This is a genomic window from Bacillus multifaciens (assembly GCF_030756675.1).
In the GTDB taxonomy this organism is placed as follows: domain Bacteria; phylum Bacillota; class Bacilli; order Bacillales; family Bacillaceae_G; genus Bacillus_A; species Bacillus_A multifaciens.
In genome coordinates this window covers 100,286-118,153 of record NZ_JAVBXD010000002.1, presented here as the reverse complement: position 1 = coordinate 118,153, position 17,868 = coordinate 100,286, and the positions used below count along the sequence as shown (strand labels likewise).

Here is a 17,868-nt window from a genome sequence, read left to right as displayed (position 1 = left end):
CTCCTCATCCTTACTTACGTTTTCGTACTGCGTATACAATAACTCCAACAAGTACAAGTACAATAACAACAATTGGAGCCCAGTTTTTCAATTTGCTTAAATCGGTCCATTCTGTTTTCCCTGCGCTTTTTGAAGCTTCTTCTTTTCCGCTCGCATCAAAATGGCCAACTTTGAAATCTTTAATTTTCAATTCTTTTTGTAAACTTGTTAAAATAACATCTTTACTTTTCTTGAAAGCATCTTGATTTGCTTCCTTTTGTCCTACTCCAAACAATCCTGGATTCCCAAGAGAGTCCAGCGCTTTATTAAACTCATCTTTTAATTTTGTATCTAACTCTTTATTATGCTGTGCAACAGCTGGTGATAACGCTTCATACGTTGCAAATGCTTTTGCTAATAAACGTTTACTTGTATCATAATCTTTAAATTGTTCATCAACATTTGTTAAACGACGATTAATATTAAGAGCAAGAATTTTTTGCATATCAGCAATAAGATCTTCTTTATTTTTCTTATCAAAATCGTTCATAATTGCTTTCGTTGGTTCTTTCCCCATGTGCTGATCAATTTCTTGTTGCACATTTTCATATGCTTTCTTAGCTTCTGTAAAGTTTGGCGGATTTTCATCTAATTTCGTGATCATTTGCTTATATGCCTCTGCAACCTTTTCTTCGTTCGGATTTCCGTACGAATAAGCAAATGCACTTGTATGTACTGAAAATAATAAGAAAATACCGACAAATAATGAAGTAATTATTTTATTCATAAACGCTCCTCCTAAAGAGATGATAATAATTATCACTTTCAATGTCAAGAAAAGAAATACTCACTATGAGCATTTCTTTTCTCTTGCTAATACATGCACTTCATAATCAATCCTAACTTTCTCTACGGGACGTCCCATCTCTTTCCAAATCGCGGGCAAAACGCGCGTCATATACTTACGAAACGAAATAAACGATTCCCCTGTTTCACGTACTTTATACGTAATCGGTACTTCCCAAACTCGAAATCCCTTTCGCACTAAGTTTAGTGTAATCACTTGTGCATAGTTGTAGTCATGTACAATCTCCCCGTGCTCCATCGCTTGCCGTGAAAAAGCACGCATTCCTGATTGACCATCACGAATCCATTTACGCAGTAATATACATTGCAGCATCGTAAAACAATAGTTTCCAAGCCGTCTATGCAGTCTCATACCGCTAATGGTGCCGCGAAAACGCGACCCCATTGTATAATCTGCTTTTCCTTCCAATATGGGCTGCAATACATTTGGAATTTCATCTGCTGGATATTCATCATCCGCATCAATCATCACACTAATATCAGCTCCCAATCGATAGCTCTCCTTGAGGCCTGCGCGGACAGCCGCACCTAAACCGCCATTTTTTGCAAATGAAACGATATGATCCGCCCCTGCTTCTTTTGCAACTTCTACCGTTCTGTCTGTTGAACCGTCATCAATGACAAGAACTTCTACTGTTATACTCGGATGAAAATGACGCGGTACTTTTCGAATAACATGCGCAATGGAGTCTTCTTCATTTAGGGCTGGTATAAACACAATTACTTTCATTTCTTTTCCTGCTCCTTTAACGCTTCCATTAATACAGGACCACGGCTATGTGATGGATACGGTGCCCCTAATAAATAAGCAAGTGTCGGTGCCATAGAAACGAGACTTTTCTTCTCTTCTATTTTTATACCTTGTTTAATATGGGGACCGTACATAAAGAATGGCACAAAACGTTCTCCCTCATCTAAATGACCATGACCGCCAATTCCATCTGCCTGTCCATGATCAGCGCAAATAATAAACGTCGTGTTCTCTGCTTTTCCTGTTTTCTCTAAATGCTCGATAAAATGTTTCACATGCTGGTCTGCTTCATAAATTTTTTGTAAATACTCATCATATAATACACCGCGGCTATGCCCCGTTTGATCTGTTGAAATGAGCTGCACAATAAAAAGATCTGGGTCTTGCTCATCCATAATTTGTTTCGCCTTCTCCATAATCTTCCCATCTACAACATCATTTTTCATAACAGCTGTAAATGTCTCAACATCGTCACCAAATGCATCAACTAAATGCGCAACAGCTAGCATTTTCCCTGTTTTATCTATTTTTCGAAGCGAATCAAAAATACTTTCTACATTCACACCATGCTTCCAAACCATGTTTGATTTAATGCCATGCTCAAACGAATACGTCCCTGTAAACATAGATGAGAAACATACAACAGTACGAGCTGGATACACCGTTTCCATGTTTAAAAACTCCGTCCCTTTTTTTCGAAGAGAATCTAAATACGGTGTATGCGCTGCTTCAAAACGATCTTTACGCATACCGTCAATCACAATGACAACTACTTTTTCATTCAGTGCTTCTTTATTTTCAGGCACATTTTCCGTATAAGTTGGAATTGCTTTTGGCTGCCAGTCAAATAAATTACGATGTAAGATAATTGTATACAGGACAAGAGCACCGTAAAACGTAAGAATTGTTTTCCAATCTACTGCACCTAACGTACCGCCTTCTTGGAAGAAAAGGTAATAGTAATACCAAAGCGATAACAATAGTAAAAATTTTGGCATTTGCTCCTGAGCATTACCACTTGTAGAATCGCTGTTCTTTAACACGAGTTTCCAAAAGCGTGTAAAGTTTAACCAAGACGTTCCAATACGCAAATGATAATATAACGTTCCCCAAAATAGGATTGTAAAGAAAAAATATAATCCTAATGCAAATAATAGTAACGGTATATGTACCGTTTTAAAGACGATTAAATAGGCAACGAACGGTAGCCATAAGTAATTTCGTAAAAACAACGGAAAATCAAACAAATAATATAAAACGAGCAGCGGAACAATGAATAAAAAACTACTAAAAAAAGTTGGGACAAAACCCGGTTGTCCAAACTGTGAAATAGAAAACAACAAAAATGTGCCGAATACAAAAATCGGTGTAAATGGTTTCCCTTCATTTAGTAGGTTCCAACAGCGCGCCGCTACCTTTTCAAATTTTGACGCTTTCTTTACTTCTTCCAACGATTGTCTTCTCCTTTCTGACTGAAAAATGAGCGTAATTCCATCGGATACAATAGTAATAGCATTACGCCCGCACCATAAGAAAATATAAATTTAAAACCATGACTCATTAACGACCATTGATATGCATCAGATTGCTTGGCTCCTATTGCTTGCAATGCAAATGTCATAACGGTCTCATACGTACCAATTCCGCCAGGTGTTAGTTGAAACACTTGCCCAGCAATGGTCACGCTATTTACCCATACTGCTTGCAAAAATGAGAGAGGCTTAGCAATTTCATAAATGACAAATGCTTCGCAAATCCAGCTCATCATAATAAGAAAGACAATCATTCCACCTTGTAGAGTAAATAGTGACTCTTTCAATTGCTTCCACTGCTTTTCTACAAATTGAGGTACTTTCTTATATAAGAGAAATAACAGCACGCTTCCTGTACAGACACACGCAAGAATAACAGGAACATTAAGCAAAATATTTCTCCATAATAGTAACATTCCCGTTGCCCCAAACAGACCGAGAATAAACAAATCTAATATACGAAGTACAACGACAGATTGCGTCGCCTCTCCTAATGTTACTTTCTTCTCTTTTGTAATCACAGCAATGCGAACAGCATCTCCCACTTTTAGCGGAGAAACATGATTAATGAATAAGCTGTACAACAGTCCATATAACGCCTCTTTCATCGTAATACGATGGTGGAGATACAATTTCCACGCATATGCACGAAATAAAAAAGCGATGCTATACATCATAACGAGAAGCATAATGATGTACGGCTGTCTCCATAAATCCTGAAAATGTTTCCATAATGAGGATACTTCAAACGACCGCCATGACAAAAGAAAAAAGATACAGAGCAAAAAAACACCGAAAACATTAAAGAATATTCGGATATTGTTTCGCCCAAGCAACGGTTCGCTCCAACCCTTCTGCAAAAGATACACGCGGCTTATATCCAAGTTGTTCTTGCGCTTTAGAAATATCTGCCCACGTTGATGTTACGTCCCCTTTTCTATGCGCTTCTTGCCTTACACGCATAAACGGGAAATGTGTTTCTAACTGCGCGAGTAATTCTGTCATTAAAATAGGTGCGTTAGATCCAAGGTTATATACATCACTATGATGTGATTGTAATGTAAGAGCAATTCCTTCTGTAATATCATCGATATACGTATAATCACGTCCTGTACCTGTTCCGTACACAACAATTTCTTCCTCGTTTAATAACTTTCGAATGAAGCTTGCAACTGCCATATCCGGACGTCCCCACGGTCCATATACAGTAAAGAACCGTAAAATATTCATTTGAAACCCGTACATATATTGATACGCATGACAAAGAGATTCTGCACCGTATTTGGATGCAGCATACGGTGAAAGAACACGACCGTTTGCCATTTCCTCTCGTAAAGGCATTCCTGTCTGCTCCCCATATACAGAAGAAGACGATGCAAAAATAACATGCTTCACATTTTCTTCTCCAGCACAAGTTAATACGTTGCTTGTCCCTTTTATATTAATATCAACATAAGCACCTGGTATTTCAAGCGATGGTCTTACGCCTGGAAAGCCTGCTAAATGAACCACCGCATCGATTTTCTCTTGCTGCATCACAGCTTTCACATCATCTTTTTGTAAAATATCACATTCATAAAATGGAACGTTCCCATCTTTCTGGACTTGTTCTAATTGAAAAAGCTTTCTAGACTTCGCATAGTAAGAGTGAAAATTATCAAGAAGCACAACTTGTTTACCTTGCTCTAGTAATTTCAACGCAAGATGACTTCCGATAAAACCCGCTCCTCCAGTAATTAATACTTTCATTTTGTTCACCACCTTCTACAACCCTATGCAAAAGAAGAAACCTTGTCAAGGCAAGGTTTCTTCAAAAGAATATAGACGTTTCGGGTTTATTTCGCTGTTTCCACAACTTTATTTAATGTGGATTCAATTTGCGGCAATAACTTGTCTGCTTCTTCTTTCTTCTTCGCTTTTACTGCGTCTAAATAAGATTGTGCTGTTTTTGTTAACTCTGCTGTTTGCTGCTCGCCAAGTACTGTTTTTAAATCATTCTCAATCATGTTAATGAACAATGCACCTTCTAATGCTGTAACAGGGCCTTTGTCTTTTCCGAAGTTTTCTTGGCTCTCTTTATACTCACCTAATGCAACTTTTGCAAATCCACGTACAAACGCTTTATTTACCGCTTTTGCATCAACTGTTTTCACATCAGTTTTTAAATCAAATTGTTTTAAAATAAAGTCTGCTTCTTCAGGAGCTGCTTTTTTCACATATGGATAGACAGCTTGATAAAATGCCCATCCCTCCGCTTGCTCAACTTTTGCATTTTTCTCATCTTTCTTTGCTTCTGCTACCATTTTTGTAGCATAACCGTGCGGCTCAGCGCCCGTTGCAAAGTAAAATGTTTTCATTAACGTTTTATCTACAACTTGCTTGCCAAGAGAAAACGCAAGTTTGTCACCTTTATCAATTGCTGCGTTCATTTCATCAAAGCCGCCTTTAATTGTAGAAGTCATTTGTGTTCCGTATGCCGTATCACGCTTTCCAACTGTACCTTCTACGCCTTTATAAAACGCAAGTGCTTCTTCCATTTCTTTTTTCACTTCATCTTTTTTGCCCCATTTTGTATCAATCTCTTTAAAATCATGGCGCATGGATTGGAAGAATTCTTTTTGCATTAATTTATCAAATAGTTGTTTTACAACCATTGGTTCCATTTCTTTCTTTTTCCCTGCTTCTAATGCAGCTGTAATTGTTTGATCAATTTGCTCGTTAAATTCTCCATCACGTTGTTGAACAAGAGGTTGTAATTTTTCTTTATATAACTTTGTTACTTTATCAAAGTCAACCTCTTTGCCGTCTTTTGCTTTTTCAAGCTCCGCTACTCCATCTTTGTAAGCTTGTACAAAATCTGCTTCTTGTTGTTTTGTTTCTTCCTTTTTAGCAGTTTGTTCTGTCTTTTTCTCTTGTGCTTCAGACTTTTTCGTTTCCTCTTTCGCACAACCTGCAAAAAGTAAAGATGCTACTGCTGCTGCAGATAATACTTTTAACTTTAACGTCATGGATTACGTCCCCCTAGAACTCATTGATAGTGATTTTCATTATTGATAGCTTGATTATAAAAGCAGGGATAACAAGTGTCAACAACATTTTTGTATCCGTTGTCATATTTACACAAGGTAATTTTAACCAATATAAAAAAGCCCAGCATCATCTGCTGGGCTTTTTGAATTAGAAGTGTTTAGATACTAATTCAGCTAACGCTTCTTTCGGTTTGTAACCTAATGCTTGATCAACCACTTGACCATCTTTTAATACGAAAAGAGCTGGGATGCTCATTACTTCGAACTTACGAGCTGTTTCTTGGTTTTCATCCACATCTACTTTTACTACTTTTACTTTATCGCCTAATTCTGCATCGATTTCTTCTAATACAGGAGCAATCATTTTACAAGGGCCGCACCAAGGTGCCCAAAAATCTACTAAAACAACACCTTCGCTTGCTTCAGCTGCGAAAGTTTGGTCAGTTGCGTTTACAATTGCCATGTTATTTCCTCCTTTATGAACTTTCTAACCAAAGTATATCATTATCTTATATACGTGGCGAATAATATGTATCGTTAAGTATTTTAACAAATAACTCAACCTTTATACTAGCAAAAATTCTTTCGAACGAAAAAGCGAGAAGCAGGGGACCTCTCGCTTTTCTTTATTTATAATATAGGGGTAATTACTTACTAGGAACTCATTATGCGCAACTTAAGAATGTACTTTTAACTTTTTAAATTCTTCTGTTAGAAGCGGTAATACTTCAAATAAGTCACCAACGATGCCATAATCAGCTACTTTAAAAATATTCGCTTCTGGATCTTTGTTAATTGCTACAATAATCTTTGAGTTAGACATACCAGCTAAATGTTGAATCGCACCAGAAATACCGCATGCAATATATAAATCTGGCGTTACAACTTTACCTGTTTGCCCAATTTGCAGTGAATAGTCGCAGTACTCTGCATCACAAGCTCCGCGAGACGCACCGACTGCTCCGCCAAGCACATCTGCTAGTTCTTTTAATGGTTTGAAACCATCTTCACTTTTCACACCGCGTCCGCCCGCAATAATTACTTTTGCTTCGGAAAGATCGACGCCTTCTGCTGTTTTACGAACAACATCTTTAATAACTGTACGTAAATCTTTTACATCAACTGTCATAGAAGAAACATCGCCTGTACGCGCTTCATCTTTTTCAAGCGGTGCAATGTTATTTGGACGAATTGTCGCAAATATGACACCATCTGTTACAATCTTCTTCTCAAATGCTTTACCAGAATAAATTGGACGTGTGAACACAACATTACCACCAGCCACTTCTAACGCTGTTACGTCAGAAACAAGACCTGCCTCTAATTTCGCTGCAAGTTTTGGGGATAAATCTTTTCCTAATGCTGTATGTCCAAACACAATTCCTTCTGGCTTTTCTTCTTCATACACTGCTAGAAATGCTTGCGCATATCCATCAGACGTATACGAAGCTAATTTATCGCTTTCAACTGTCACAACGCGATCTGCACCGTAAGAAATAAGTTCTTGTGCGAATGAAGCGACGCTTTCACCTAGTAATAAACCGACAACTTCTCCGCCTTCTGCAATTGTTTTTGCGGCTGCTACTGCCTCAAATGAAACGTTACGTAAAGAACCGTCACGAACTTCTCCCATTACTAATACTTTACGAGCCATATGTTTTCCCTCCTGGATATCCTAGTATTTTTTAAACTACTTTCGCTTCTGTATGCAATAGCGATACAAGTTCTTTTACTTGATCTTGCAGTTCGCCTTGTAACACTTTTCCAGCATCTTTCTTAGGAGGTAAATAGATTTCAATTGTTTTTGTTTTCGCTTCTACATCATCTTCATCTAAATCTAAGTCATCTAATTCTAACGTTTCTAGCGGCTTTTTCTTCGCTTTCATAATACCTGGAAGCGATGGATAACGCGGTTCATTTAAACCTTGCTGCGCTGTTGCTAAAAGAGGTAAAGATGTTTCGATGACTTCTGTATCCCCTTCTACATCACGCTCGATTTTTACGTTTGTACCGTCAATTTCAAGCTTTGTAATTGTTGTTACATATGGGATATTCAGCGCTTCCGCTACACGTGGCCCAACTTGTCCAGATGCACCGTCAATCGCTACGTTACCAGCTAAAATTAAGTCAACATCCTTCTCTTTTAAGTACTCAACAAGCACTTTTGCTGTTGTATATTGATCACCATTTTCAACATCATCTTCAATGTTAATCAATACCGCTTTATCACAGCCCATCGCAAGTGCCGTACGAAGTTCTTTTTCACTATCTTCACCGCCAACAGTAACGACTGTCACTTCACCGCCTTGTGCATCTCTTACTTGAATTGCTTCTTCAATCGCATATTCATCGTAAGGGTTGATGATGAATTCCGCTTCGCCATCGTAAATTGCACCGTTTTTAATTGCGATTTTTTCTTCTGTATCAAAAGTTCGTTTCATGAGTACGTAGATGTTCATTCTATTTACCCCCTTGTTTTTTTAAAAGGAAAATTTGGTTAATTCTAATATTCCGTTAATTTATATTAAAAAAATAGAGAACTACCTGCCGCTAAAAGAAGGTTTACGTTTTTCTAAGAACGCTGCTACCCCTTCTCTTCCATCTGCGCTAGTGAACACTTCACCAAATAACTGCGCTTCATGTTGTACTCCTTCATAATAATGAGAAGACTTCGTTGTTTGCAGCAAATCCAATACAGCGCGGACAGATGCTGCGCTTTTTCCAGCAATCTTTTTCGCTACTTTCAGCGCCTCTTCTAACAATACTTCTTCAGGAAATGCCCGGTTTGCAAGCCCAATCTCAGCTGCTTCCATACCTGAAATCGGATCGCTTGTTAACATCATTTCACAAGCTTTCGCTTTCCCAACATAACGCGGTAAGCGCTGCGTCCCCGCAAATCCTGGAATCAATCCTAGCGTCAGCTCCGGCAAACCGATTTTTGCAGTCTCACTTACAAAACGCATATGGCAAGACATCGCAAGTTCTAATCCCCCGCCAAGCGCTGCGCCGTGAATTGCCGCAATAATTGGCTTTGAGAATTTTTCAACACGTTCAAAGATTACTTGTCCATGTTGCGATAATTTCGTTGCCTCTTTTGCTTCTTCAACAGAAGTGAACTCTTTAATATCCGCTCCCGCTGAGAAAAAGCGGCCCTCTCCATGAACAAGTACAACGCGCACATTCTCATCAGTTTCCACTGCATCAAGTAGTTCACCAACTTCACTAATAACCTGTGAAGACATCGCATTTGCTGGCGGATGATTAATCTTTACAATTGCTATGTAATCCTCCACCGTTACAGATAGGAAATTCAAATGTACTCCCTCCCCATTAATTGCGGTAACCACAAGCTGCTACTAATAGCTCATGCACCGTTTTTGAAATTGCGACCAAATCATATTTATGATCGCTCATTACCCAGTTGGTGACAACTTCATCTACTGTTCCGAAAATCATTTGTCTTGCCACGCGGACATTTAAATCCGTACGAAATTCTTCTTGCTTGATGCCAATTTCTAAAATTTCATCAATGACTTGCAAGTACCCTTTCAACACTTCATTAATTTTGAGGCGTAAGTCTTGGTTGGATTGGCGAAGTTCTAGTTGCGTAACGATAGCAAGAGCGTCATTTTGCGAAAGTAAAGAGAAGTGTGTTTCTACCAACATAAATAACTTCTCTACAGCGCTTTCAATTCCTGCTGTTTTTTGCCGAATTGTTTCGATAAATTCTCCCATCTTCTCCTGGAATAAGGATATTAATATATCTTCTTTATTTTTGAAATATAAATATATCGTTCCATCGGCAACACCAGCTTGTTTTGCTATTTTAGAAACTTGGGCTTGGTGGTATCCATTTTCTGCGATGACAATCACCGCTGCATCAATAATTTGGTTATATTTAGGTCGATTCTTTTTCACAGTACTATCCCCTTCAAGAAGATGACTGAATGATGATTCATTCACATTTTAATAATACTGACTATTTCAAATATTGTCAATGCTATTCACTCAAAAAAAAGAAAGGGCATTAGCCCGTTTGCTCATCATCTTGCTTTTGCAATTCTTCCTCAACTAGCACACGACGCAAAATCTTCCCGACAGTCGTTTTCGGTAATTCTTTTCGAAACTCATATACTTTTGGTACCTTATATGCTGCTAAATATTTGCGAGCAAACGCATTTAATTCTTCTTCTGAACATGTTACACCGTCTTTCACAACAACAAACGCTTTTACCGTTTCACCGCGGTACGGGTCAGGCACACCAAGAACAACCACTTCTTGCACCTTTTCATGTTCATATAGTACTTCTTCCACTTCACGCGGATATACGTTAAACCCACTTGCCACTATCATATCTTTCTTTCGATCTTTCACATAGAAAAAGCCGTCTTCATCCATATAGCCAACATCACCTGTATACAGCCACCCATCTTTCAGCACCGCAGCTGTTTCCTCCGGCTTATTCCAGTAACCTTTCATCACTTGCGGACCTTTCACAGCAATTTCGCCAACCTCACCTACCGGGAGCGGTTCACCTGTTTCTAGTGAAAGAATACGAGCATCTGTACTCGGCCACGGCACACCAATACTTCCGGGTACTCGCTTTGTCCATAAAAAGTTGCCATGTGTAACTGGGGACGATTCTGTTAAACCGTATCCTTCTACAAGTTTGCCACCTGTTACACTTTCAAACTGTTCTTGCACTTCAACTGGAAGAGCAGCTGATCCGCTAATACATGCGCTAATAGAAGAAACATCATACTTATGAAGTTCAGGATAGTTTAATAGTGCAATATAAATAGTCGGCGCTCCAGGAAATAACGTAACGCGATGTTTTTTAATTGCCTCTAATATCATTTTAATATCGAATTTCGGAATGAGGACCATTTTATACGCTTCCATAATTGACAGATTCATAACAGCAGTCATCCCGTATACATGAAAAAACGGCAATACTCCGAGAAGAACCTCTTCTCCTGCCCGGCAATTATAAAGCCAATGAATTCCCATCCTTGTATTGGACACAAGATTTTTATGAGTAAGCATAACGCCCTTTGGAAATCCTGTCGTCCCGCCTGTATATTGCAGGAGAGCTAAGTCTTCTTCCGAATCACACGGTACCTCTACCGCTGTATCCTCTGCACGTTCAATAGACTTCCAAACGTGAATATTCTCACTTTCTTTTACATGAACAACAAGGTTCGCTTGCTTCTTTTGCACAAATGGATACAACAAATTTTTTGGAAATGGTAAATAATCTGCAATACGTGTCACAATGACATGCTCAATATTCGTTGAGGACTGCACATTGCTGACTTTCGGAAATACGATATCGAGACAAAGAATAAATTTCGCACCTGAATCATGAAGTTGGTATGCAAGCTCTCTTTCTGTATAAAGCGGATTCGTTTGCACGACAACGCCGCCAGCTAATAGTGTTCCGTAATAACCGATCACACCTTGCGGACAGTTTGGCAGCATAATCGCAACTCGGTCTCCTTTTTCTAGCCCAAGCCTCTGAAGGTAATTGGCAAATTGCCTAACTTTACGATCTAACTCTGCGAACGTAATATCTTTCCCTAGGAAATGAAGCGCTTTCTTTTCTGGATATTGTGAAGCAGCTTCCTGCAAATACACATGAAGAGGCTTCATATCAAAGGAAATCGTGTGCGGAATTTCCTTTGGATAATTTTGCAGCCATGGTTTTTCCAATTCGAACTCCCCTTTCTCTACATTATAAAAGCATAACTCCTCCGCTTTAACGGCGCGTCCGTTCTAACATAAATGAATGTGTATTCATGTTGCTTATTTTCATTATAGTATAGGGATTGCCCCGTTACAATCATAATATTCAGACTTTTGCACTCCTATTACCACCCTACAAATATTCTCCAGCACACAAGTGTGATTACTCCTGTTAATAACGAAAAGACAACTTGTCTTTTCCATACACCTACACCAAATGCTACAATCCCTGCAACTATATACTCAGGACTCCACAATCCTCCCTTTTCATGAAACAGAACAAGCGGAATTGTTAATGAAGCAAAAATACCAATTGGAACAACCTTTAACCCTCTTTCCGCCCACTTCGGAAAAGAAATACGGGAACTTAACAAGAGCATTGGAAAACGAGTTACATATGTCAGTAAAACCATAATACAAATCGATACGAGTAACATACTATTCACGATGCATCACCCCTACAATTACAGCACTAATGGTACCAAATACAACTGCCAACGTTGTTCCTTCTATATAATATCCCGCACACGCGGCCGCTCCCGAAACAAGCGCAACAAATGCATAAAAGCGAGAAACAATACTCGTTGCTAAAAAACCTAAAAACGTTGCAACAAACGCAAAATCAAGACCATATTCTTCTGGACTCGAAATAAAGGTACCAAAAAACAATCCCGCAAGTGTACTGACATTCCAAATGACATAATCTAATGCACCTGCTCCAAAATAATAAGGTAAACTAGCCTTATTACCTTTCGCTACATACGCAGACTTCAAAGCATACATTTCATCATTTAGCATCCATGCCATCATCATTAACTTGCTGGTGGGAATATTACGGAATGCCGGGCCTAACGATAATCCGTATAACATTTGTCTAACATTTAAGAGCGTCGTAGACAAAATCATTGGCCATCCAACCACTCCTTGCGTAATAAATCCTATTGCTGCAAATTGTGAGGAAGTCATATTTAACAGCAACACTTCAAAAACGCTTAATCCCGTTTGTCTCGCAAGAATACCAAAAATAAGTCCATCAACAATACTTGCGGAAGCAATCGGTAAAATGTGCTTCATTCCTTTTAAAAACTCCTGCCGCTTATCATGTACTATGATTTTTTCTTTCACTATTCCATCTTATCTCCCCATTCTTTCTCTTTGCATAAGAAAAAGATGTGGGTTTATGAACCACACATCTTTCTTTCATATCTATAATTTCAAGACGATTATGTTATTTCCTTTTCAAAGTATTATATTTTATGAGTTTAAAGTGACATTTCTACTTTAAACATTTATTTTCGTAATTTGTTCACTTTAAAACAATATGCAATATACGGCATTCCAGGGAAAACTAAAATCACCAATGAGACAAACCCTAAAAAAACAGCTATATTTCCAGCAATTTCAGGTATCCAATTGTTGGAACTCAAAATACTAAGTAAAAAGAATATAACAGTAGCAATCAGAAGTGGTAACGCAGCTTTCCCCATCTTCTTCTTTTCTCGCTCGTATTTTTCAATGATAGTCGTTTTATCCGAGTAAATTGGTTTTGTTCCGACAGGTGCACAAAATATGTGAATTTCATTTCCTGCTGAACAGATGTGAGACCATCCCGCTTCCTCAAAATACATAAAGTATTCTTCATCTGCACCATTTTGATAATCAAGTGCATATTGTATATATTTAGGTTCATCTTTTCTTAATTTATAGCCAAGCGGAGCAAATCCTTCTAAAATCCAACCTTCTTTTGCATATTTAGCAAGCTTTTTCATTTCTTTTTCTTCGGAAAACGCTAATCCATCACTAGAAACATATTTTGTTCTCTTCATGTTTATATTCCTCCTTTTTGGTTCAATATTTCTTCCGCATGTTTAACCATTTCTCGTCTGCGCTGAACTTCTTTTTTTAGAAGTTCAATCCCCTCTTCTGTTGCTATGTATGTCTTTTTTTTATCTTCATCATCAAGTAATTTAATTAATCGGGCTGATAATAGTTTTTTAATTGTCGTATACATCGAAGCAGGCCCAATTGAAATACGATTATTTGTCATCGTTTCGATTGTTTTCATAATCAAATATCCATGTTTTGCATCAACTAAAGACAATAAAATGTAGTAAGAAGTGTCTGTAAGCTCTCCCGTCTCTAATGAATCATTTCTTGCCATTTTATTTATCCCTCCTTATATATCATTTAATGATATATCATTAAATAGAATATATCATTAAATGATATATTCGTCAACTTTGCATTTAATAAAAAAAGATTGATTAAAATCGAGCATGATTGGCTGATTTTGATCAATCTTTTACTAAATTTTAAATATATAAAGCAACCCGCATTGCAATCAAGCTAGGATTTAAACACCTACCTATCGCCGAAAAACCGATACTATTCACCAATTATTCCTTCTTCAAATTAATCTCAATATCTTTTCCACTCTCATCTTTCAAAATTACTTTAAAATCTCCTACTTCATCAAAAGAAGTAATATCAAATGTTTTCACCTTAATGCTCTTCCCATTATTTAAAGTTTTTGAATACCCCTTCCGCGTTGATTGATGTGCTTTTCCTTTATGATCAACTAACGTAATACTATCAATTGTCTTGAGTAGTTGTTTTCTCTTTTCAACATCCTCTACAGAATCAAATTCAAACGTGATATTCATCCCTGTTGGCAACAATTCGGCAGAAGAAATTTTTAACGATTCCAATTTTTGTTGAGAAACATATTTGATATCATGAATTTTATTAAATTTATTATCGACCGTGATACTATTTTCCCATTTCCCAAGAATTTCTTTATTTAATTGCATACCATTTTTATGAAATGCAAAAATATTTTCTTTCTCGATATTAGATTTTGTTTCTGCTTGTGTCATAAATGTGGGATCTTGATTTTCTAATGGTGTAAATAATTGGATTGATTGTATATTGAAATTCAAACTCTCAATATCAGTAATCGGATTCATTGGATATAAAACAAAATTACCTGTCAGTTCACCATGCTCTGCATCTACTTGTATACTTTGTTCTCCATTTGCTAATATTTCTCCATTCTCCTTCGTTAAACCAGTTGTTGTATCAGCTTTTTCTATATATCTTCCTTTATTGTCAGTTAAATCGTATACCATATTTAATTCCGAAACTTTCTGCAACACACTTTTATCATCAAATTTATACCGTAATGAAAATACGATTTTTGATTTATCATACGCTATGTCTTTTACTTGAATGGTAACACCACTATCTTTCATACTATTATTTTTCTCTACTTGTTGCATATATCCGTTATCCGCAGCCTTTTGTACCCCTCGATCTTTTGTAAGGAAGATTTCTTTTATCATCGCCATAGGAGCCTCACCATACAAAGCGAGACCAGCAATAGATAAACCTGTAATCACAGCAGCAATTTGTTTTTTATATGAAAACCGTTTTTTCGTTTTTTTACTGTTTCTGATTTGCTCAAAAGCAAGTTCTTTCTTTTCTATAACACTTTTAGGGATTAAGATATCTTCATTTAATGATTCTTCTAACTGCTTCTCAAAGTTAAGATTCATTTGAACTCCTCCCATTACTTAATATTTTGTCTTCTTGCAAGTAGTATGTTTTTAACTGCTGCCTTGCTCTACTTAATCTCGATTTTATCGTTCCTTCTTTTTCACTTAAAATTTCACTTATTTCTTTTGTCGTAAATTTATTTACATAAAATAAAACAATTACTAATCTGTACTCAGCACTTAAATAACTTAAAGTACTTTCAAAATCTAATTTTTGTTCTATCTTTTCATTCATCGCATGCTGACTCGGAACTTGCTCATAATCTTCGACATATACAATTTTATTTTTTCTTATTATATCGTTACACTTATTCATTAATATTTTCATAATCCATGTTTTAAAATAGCGTGGCTCTTTTAATTTTTTCAAATTGCTAAACGCTGCAAGAATAGTTTCCTGCACAGCATCACCTATATCTTCTTCATTTTTGAGACGTGCTTTTGCGACCTTATACATTTGCGGCATTATGATATCAATTGCCTCAATAAAGGCTTCTTCATCACCCTTTTGCGCTCGCTTTAAGAGTAACTCCATATAGCTCCCCCTTTAAAAGATTTATATACGTATATATTTTTGTACACCTATTAGACTATATAGAGATTCAAATGGTTGCATTTTATAGGATTTTTTTCAAATACTATATAAAGCCATTTTAATTTTCCGACATATAAGTCGCTGCTATGCACGACCAGATGCTCTCATTCTCCCTAAAAGAAAGGGATTTTCATGTCGTTTTTCAACTTAAATATAACTCCTTCTATCATATATCTTTCTATAACTCTGGTAAAAATCTCTCGTAAATCTAAATACTAGAAGGAAACTACAAAACTTTCACGAATTTACCATTTGAATCTAACCATAGGAGGTTTTTTCTATGTTCCAAACTGTAGAAGGTTTTTTAAAGGCGTGGAAATACGAAGCAGATTCAACACAAAGAGTATTAGATATGCTAACTGATGAATCATTAACACAAGAAATTACACCAGACAACTGGACGTTAGGACGCATTGCGTGGCATATTGTGACAGCCGTTCCTGTTATAACATCAAGAACAGGTTTAAAATTCGAAGGAGAAACGAAAGATTACCCTGTCCCAACTTCCGCGCAATATATCGCGGACAGCTATCGTCAAATGAATGAAGCATTTACTAAGGCATTACAAACACAATGGACAGATCAAGATTTAGCAACGATAAATGACTTCTTCGGAAAACCAATGCCTAATTCAATCTTTTTAATGATTGTCATTAATCATCAAAACCACCACCGCGGGCAAATGACAGTCCTTATGCGCCAAGCAGGATTAAAAGTTCCTGGCATTTACGGACCGGCAAAAGAAGAGTGGGCTCTAGCTGGAATGGAAGCTCCGAAGATGTAATATTTGCTTACGAAATGAAAATGAGGTTCCTCTTTTTTGAGGAACCTTGTTTTTGTTCTACAAGGACAAAACAAATTTCTTTGGTATCATTTATAATAGATATAAATCATTATTGGAGCTGAAACACATGGATTATATAAGTTATTTACGAAATATGGTTGGACATGAAAAAGTAATTATGGTGGTCGCAGGTTGTTTTGTATTAAATGAAAAGAATGAAGTACTTCTGCAATTACGATCTGATAACGGCAAGTGGGGACAGCCTGGCGGATTTATGGAATTTGGCGAGACAGTTGAAGATACAGCAAGGAGAGAAGTGTTTGAAGAAACTGGTTTAAAATTAGGTAAGCTTGAATTCTTTAATGTGTATTCTGGAAAGAAATACGAAAGAACGCTATCTAATGGTGATCAAGTTGCCTTAGTAAAGTTAGTTTATATTTGTAGAGATTTTCATGGAACATTACATACTGATAACGAAGAAAGCTTACAGCTAAAATTTTTCTCCTTAAATAACTTGCCTGAACTATGGCAGAATCAACAAGAAGTGTTTGATGATTTGTTGGAGTTTATGAAAATAAAAAACTAATTTTTCCTATCAAGTAGATAAAAGACCCCTATGGTTACGCACTCACCTGCGTTCGATATTCTATCAGACTCAGGTGAGTGCGTTTTTCTTGCAATCGTTCTAAATCATCATCTATTTTAAAAGCATTCTAATTCCATTTATAACTATACTTGCCATCCCTATCCCTACTAAAAGTAAATAAAACTTCTGCTCTGGATTTCTGTAATATAAGACTCCCCCTATTAAAAGCGCTATAAGCCCACCTACTAAATTAAGTATAAGTAAATCCATAATCGTCCCCCCTAAATAGATCTTCGACATATAAGTCTTTACTATATAAAATACAACATGACCGCTACTTGCTTTCTCCCTTTATTTTAAACCTCGCATGTGGCAGAAAAAGGCCCTGACCGCTTCTATACGCGGCCAGATGCTCTCGTCTCCCTCTATAAAAGGGTTTTTATGT

Annotated in this window: 21 protein-coding genes; 2 read left to right on the top strand and 19 right to left on the bottom strand. The window is 37.1% G+C overall.

The features are described 5' to 3' along the window. Positions 1-10: 10 nt before the first annotated feature. From Q9306_RS02320 to Q9306_RS02235, 18 genes are all read right to left on the bottom strand, one after another. Complete coding sequence (locus tag Q9306_RS02320; protein WP_306194872.1) at positions 11-766, bottom strand: hypothetical protein; 756 nt, start codon at positions 764-766, stop codon at positions 11-13. 63 nt (positions 767-829) lie between these two features. After that, positions 830-1,576, bottom strand: a complete 747-nt coding sequence (locus tag Q9306_RS02315; protein WP_306194870.1) for a glycosyltransferase family 2 protein — start codon at positions 1,574-1,576, stop codon at positions 830-832. Then, positions 1,573-3,048, bottom strand: coding sequence for an alkaline phosphatase family protein (locus Q9306_RS02310; RefSeq protein WP_306194869.1), 1,476 nt, complete (start codon positions 3,046-3,048; stop codon positions 1,573-1,575). The genes Q9306_RS02315 and Q9306_RS02310 overlap by 4 nt, the downstream gene beginning before the upstream one ends. Beyond that, complete coding sequence (locus tag Q9306_RS02305) at positions 3,036-3,998, bottom strand: lysylphosphatidylglycerol synthase transmembrane domain-containing protein (RefSeq protein WP_306194867.1); 963 nt, start codon at positions 3,996-3,998, stop codon at positions 3,036-3,038. The genes Q9306_RS02310 and Q9306_RS02305 overlap by 13 nt, the downstream gene beginning before the upstream one ends. Continuing rightward, positions 3,931-4,878 carry an SDR family NAD(P)-dependent oxidoreductase gene (locus tag Q9306_RS02300; RefSeq protein ID WP_306194865.1) on the bottom strand — a complete coding sequence of 316 codons (948 nt, stop codon included), beginning with the start codon at positions 4,876-4,878 and terminating at the stop codon, positions 3,931-3,933. Before Q9306_RS02300 ends, Q9306_RS02305 begins: the two co-directional genes overlap by 68 nt. An 86-nt stretch (positions 4,879-4,964) precedes the next feature. Then, on the bottom strand, positions 4,965-6,137 hold the full coding sequence (locus tag Q9306_RS02295) for a hypothetical protein (protein WP_306194863.1): 1,173 nt from the start codon (positions 6,135-6,137) through the stop codon (positions 4,965-4,967). 169 nt (positions 6,138-6,306) lie between these two features. Further along, positions 6,307-6,621, bottom strand: coding sequence for a thioredoxin (gene trxA / locus Q9306_RS02290; RefSeq protein ID WP_098914164.1), 315 nt, complete (start codon positions 6,619-6,621; stop codon positions 6,307-6,309). A gap of 213 nt (positions 6,622-6,834) precedes the next feature. Then, positions 6,835-7,812: an electron transfer flavoprotein subunit alpha/FixB family protein gene (locus tag Q9306_RS02285; RefSeq protein ID WP_306194861.1), complete on the bottom strand. Its 978-nt coding sequence runs from the start codon at positions 7,810-7,812 to the stop codon at positions 6,835-6,837. Between the two features lie 31 nt (positions 7,813-7,843). Next, on the bottom strand, positions 7,844-8,617 hold the full coding sequence (gene etfB / locus Q9306_RS02280) for an electron transfer flavoprotein subunit beta (protein ID WP_272186575.1): 774 nt from the start codon (positions 8,615-8,617) through the stop codon (positions 7,844-7,846). Between the two features lie 81 nt (positions 8,618-8,698). Continuing rightward, on the bottom strand, positions 8,699-9,472 hold the full coding sequence (locus Q9306_RS02275) for an enoyl-CoA hydratase (protein ID WP_306194858.1): 774 nt from the start codon (positions 9,470-9,472) through the stop codon (positions 8,699-8,701). Positions 9,473-9,488: 16 nt separating this feature from the next. Next, complete coding sequence (gene fadR, locus Q9306_RS02270) at positions 9,489-10,076, bottom strand: fatty acid metabolism transcriptional regulator FadR (protein WP_020060033.1); 588 nt, start codon at positions 10,074-10,076, stop codon at positions 9,489-9,491. Between the two features lie 109 nt (positions 10,077-10,185). Beyond that, positions 10,186-11,871 carry a long-chain-fatty-acid--CoA ligase gene (locus tag Q9306_RS02265; protein ID WP_306194855.1) on the bottom strand — a complete coding sequence of 562 codons (1,686 nt, stop codon included), beginning with the start codon at positions 11,869-11,871 and terminating at the stop codon, positions 10,186-10,188. Between the two features lie 158 nt (positions 11,872-12,029). Beyond that, positions 12,030-12,341 (bottom strand): AzlD domain-containing protein, encoded by a 312-nt coding sequence (locus Q9306_RS02260; RefSeq protein WP_306195161.1) that lies wholly within the window; start codon positions 12,339-12,341, stop codon positions 12,030-12,032. A gap of 1 nt (position 12,342) precedes the next feature. Beyond that, on the bottom strand, positions 12,343-13,029 hold the full coding sequence (locus Q9306_RS02255; RefSeq protein WP_306194852.1) for an AzlC family ABC transporter permease: 687 nt from the start codon (positions 13,027-13,029) through the stop codon (positions 12,343-12,345). A gap of 164 nt (positions 13,030-13,193) precedes the next feature. Further along, on the bottom strand, positions 13,194-13,730 hold the full coding sequence (locus tag Q9306_RS02250) for a DUF2812 domain-containing protein (RefSeq protein WP_306194850.1): 537 nt from the start codon (positions 13,728-13,730) through the stop codon (positions 13,194-13,196). 2 nt (positions 13,731-13,732) lie between these two features. Then, entirely contained in the window at positions 13,733-14,065 is a 333-nt protein-coding gene (locus tag Q9306_RS02245) for a PadR family transcriptional regulator (RefSeq protein ID WP_306194848.1), read from the bottom strand. Positions 14,066-14,300: 235 nt separating this feature from the next. Next, positions 14,301-15,458, bottom strand: coding sequence for a DUF4179 domain-containing protein (locus Q9306_RS02240; RefSeq protein WP_306194846.1), 1,158 nt, complete (start codon positions 15,456-15,458; stop codon positions 14,301-14,303). Beyond that, complete coding sequence (locus Q9306_RS02235) at positions 15,448-15,993, bottom strand: RNA polymerase sigma factor (protein ID WP_306194844.1); 546 nt, start codon at positions 15,991-15,993, stop codon at positions 15,448-15,450. Before Q9306_RS02235 ends, Q9306_RS02240 begins: the two co-directional genes overlap by 11 nt. Positions 15,994-16,333: 340 nt before the next feature. Here Q9306_RS02235 and Q9306_RS02230 point away from each other — a divergent pair, with 340 nt between their 5' ends. Together Q9306_RS02230 and Q9306_RS02225 are read left to right on the top strand one after the other, a co-directional pair. Then, positions 16,334-16,837, top strand: a complete 504-nt coding sequence (locus Q9306_RS02230) for a DinB family protein (RefSeq protein ID WP_306194842.1) — start codon at positions 16,334-16,336, stop codon at positions 16,835-16,837. A 127-nt stretch (positions 16,838-16,964) separates the two neighbouring features. Further along, on the top strand, positions 16,965-17,423 hold the full coding sequence (locus Q9306_RS02225) for an NUDIX hydrolase (protein WP_306194840.1): 459 nt from the start codon (positions 16,965-16,967) through the stop codon (positions 17,421-17,423). Between the two features lie 111 nt (positions 17,424-17,534). Here Q9306_RS02225 and Q9306_RS02220 read toward each other — a convergent pair whose 3' ends face one another. Then, positions 17,535-17,693 carry a hypothetical protein gene (locus Q9306_RS02220; RefSeq protein ID WP_306194838.1) on the bottom strand — a complete coding sequence of 53 codons (159 nt, stop codon included), beginning with the start codon at positions 17,691-17,693 and terminating at the stop codon, positions 17,535-17,537. Between the last annotated feature and the right edge of the window lie 175 nt (positions 17,694-17,868).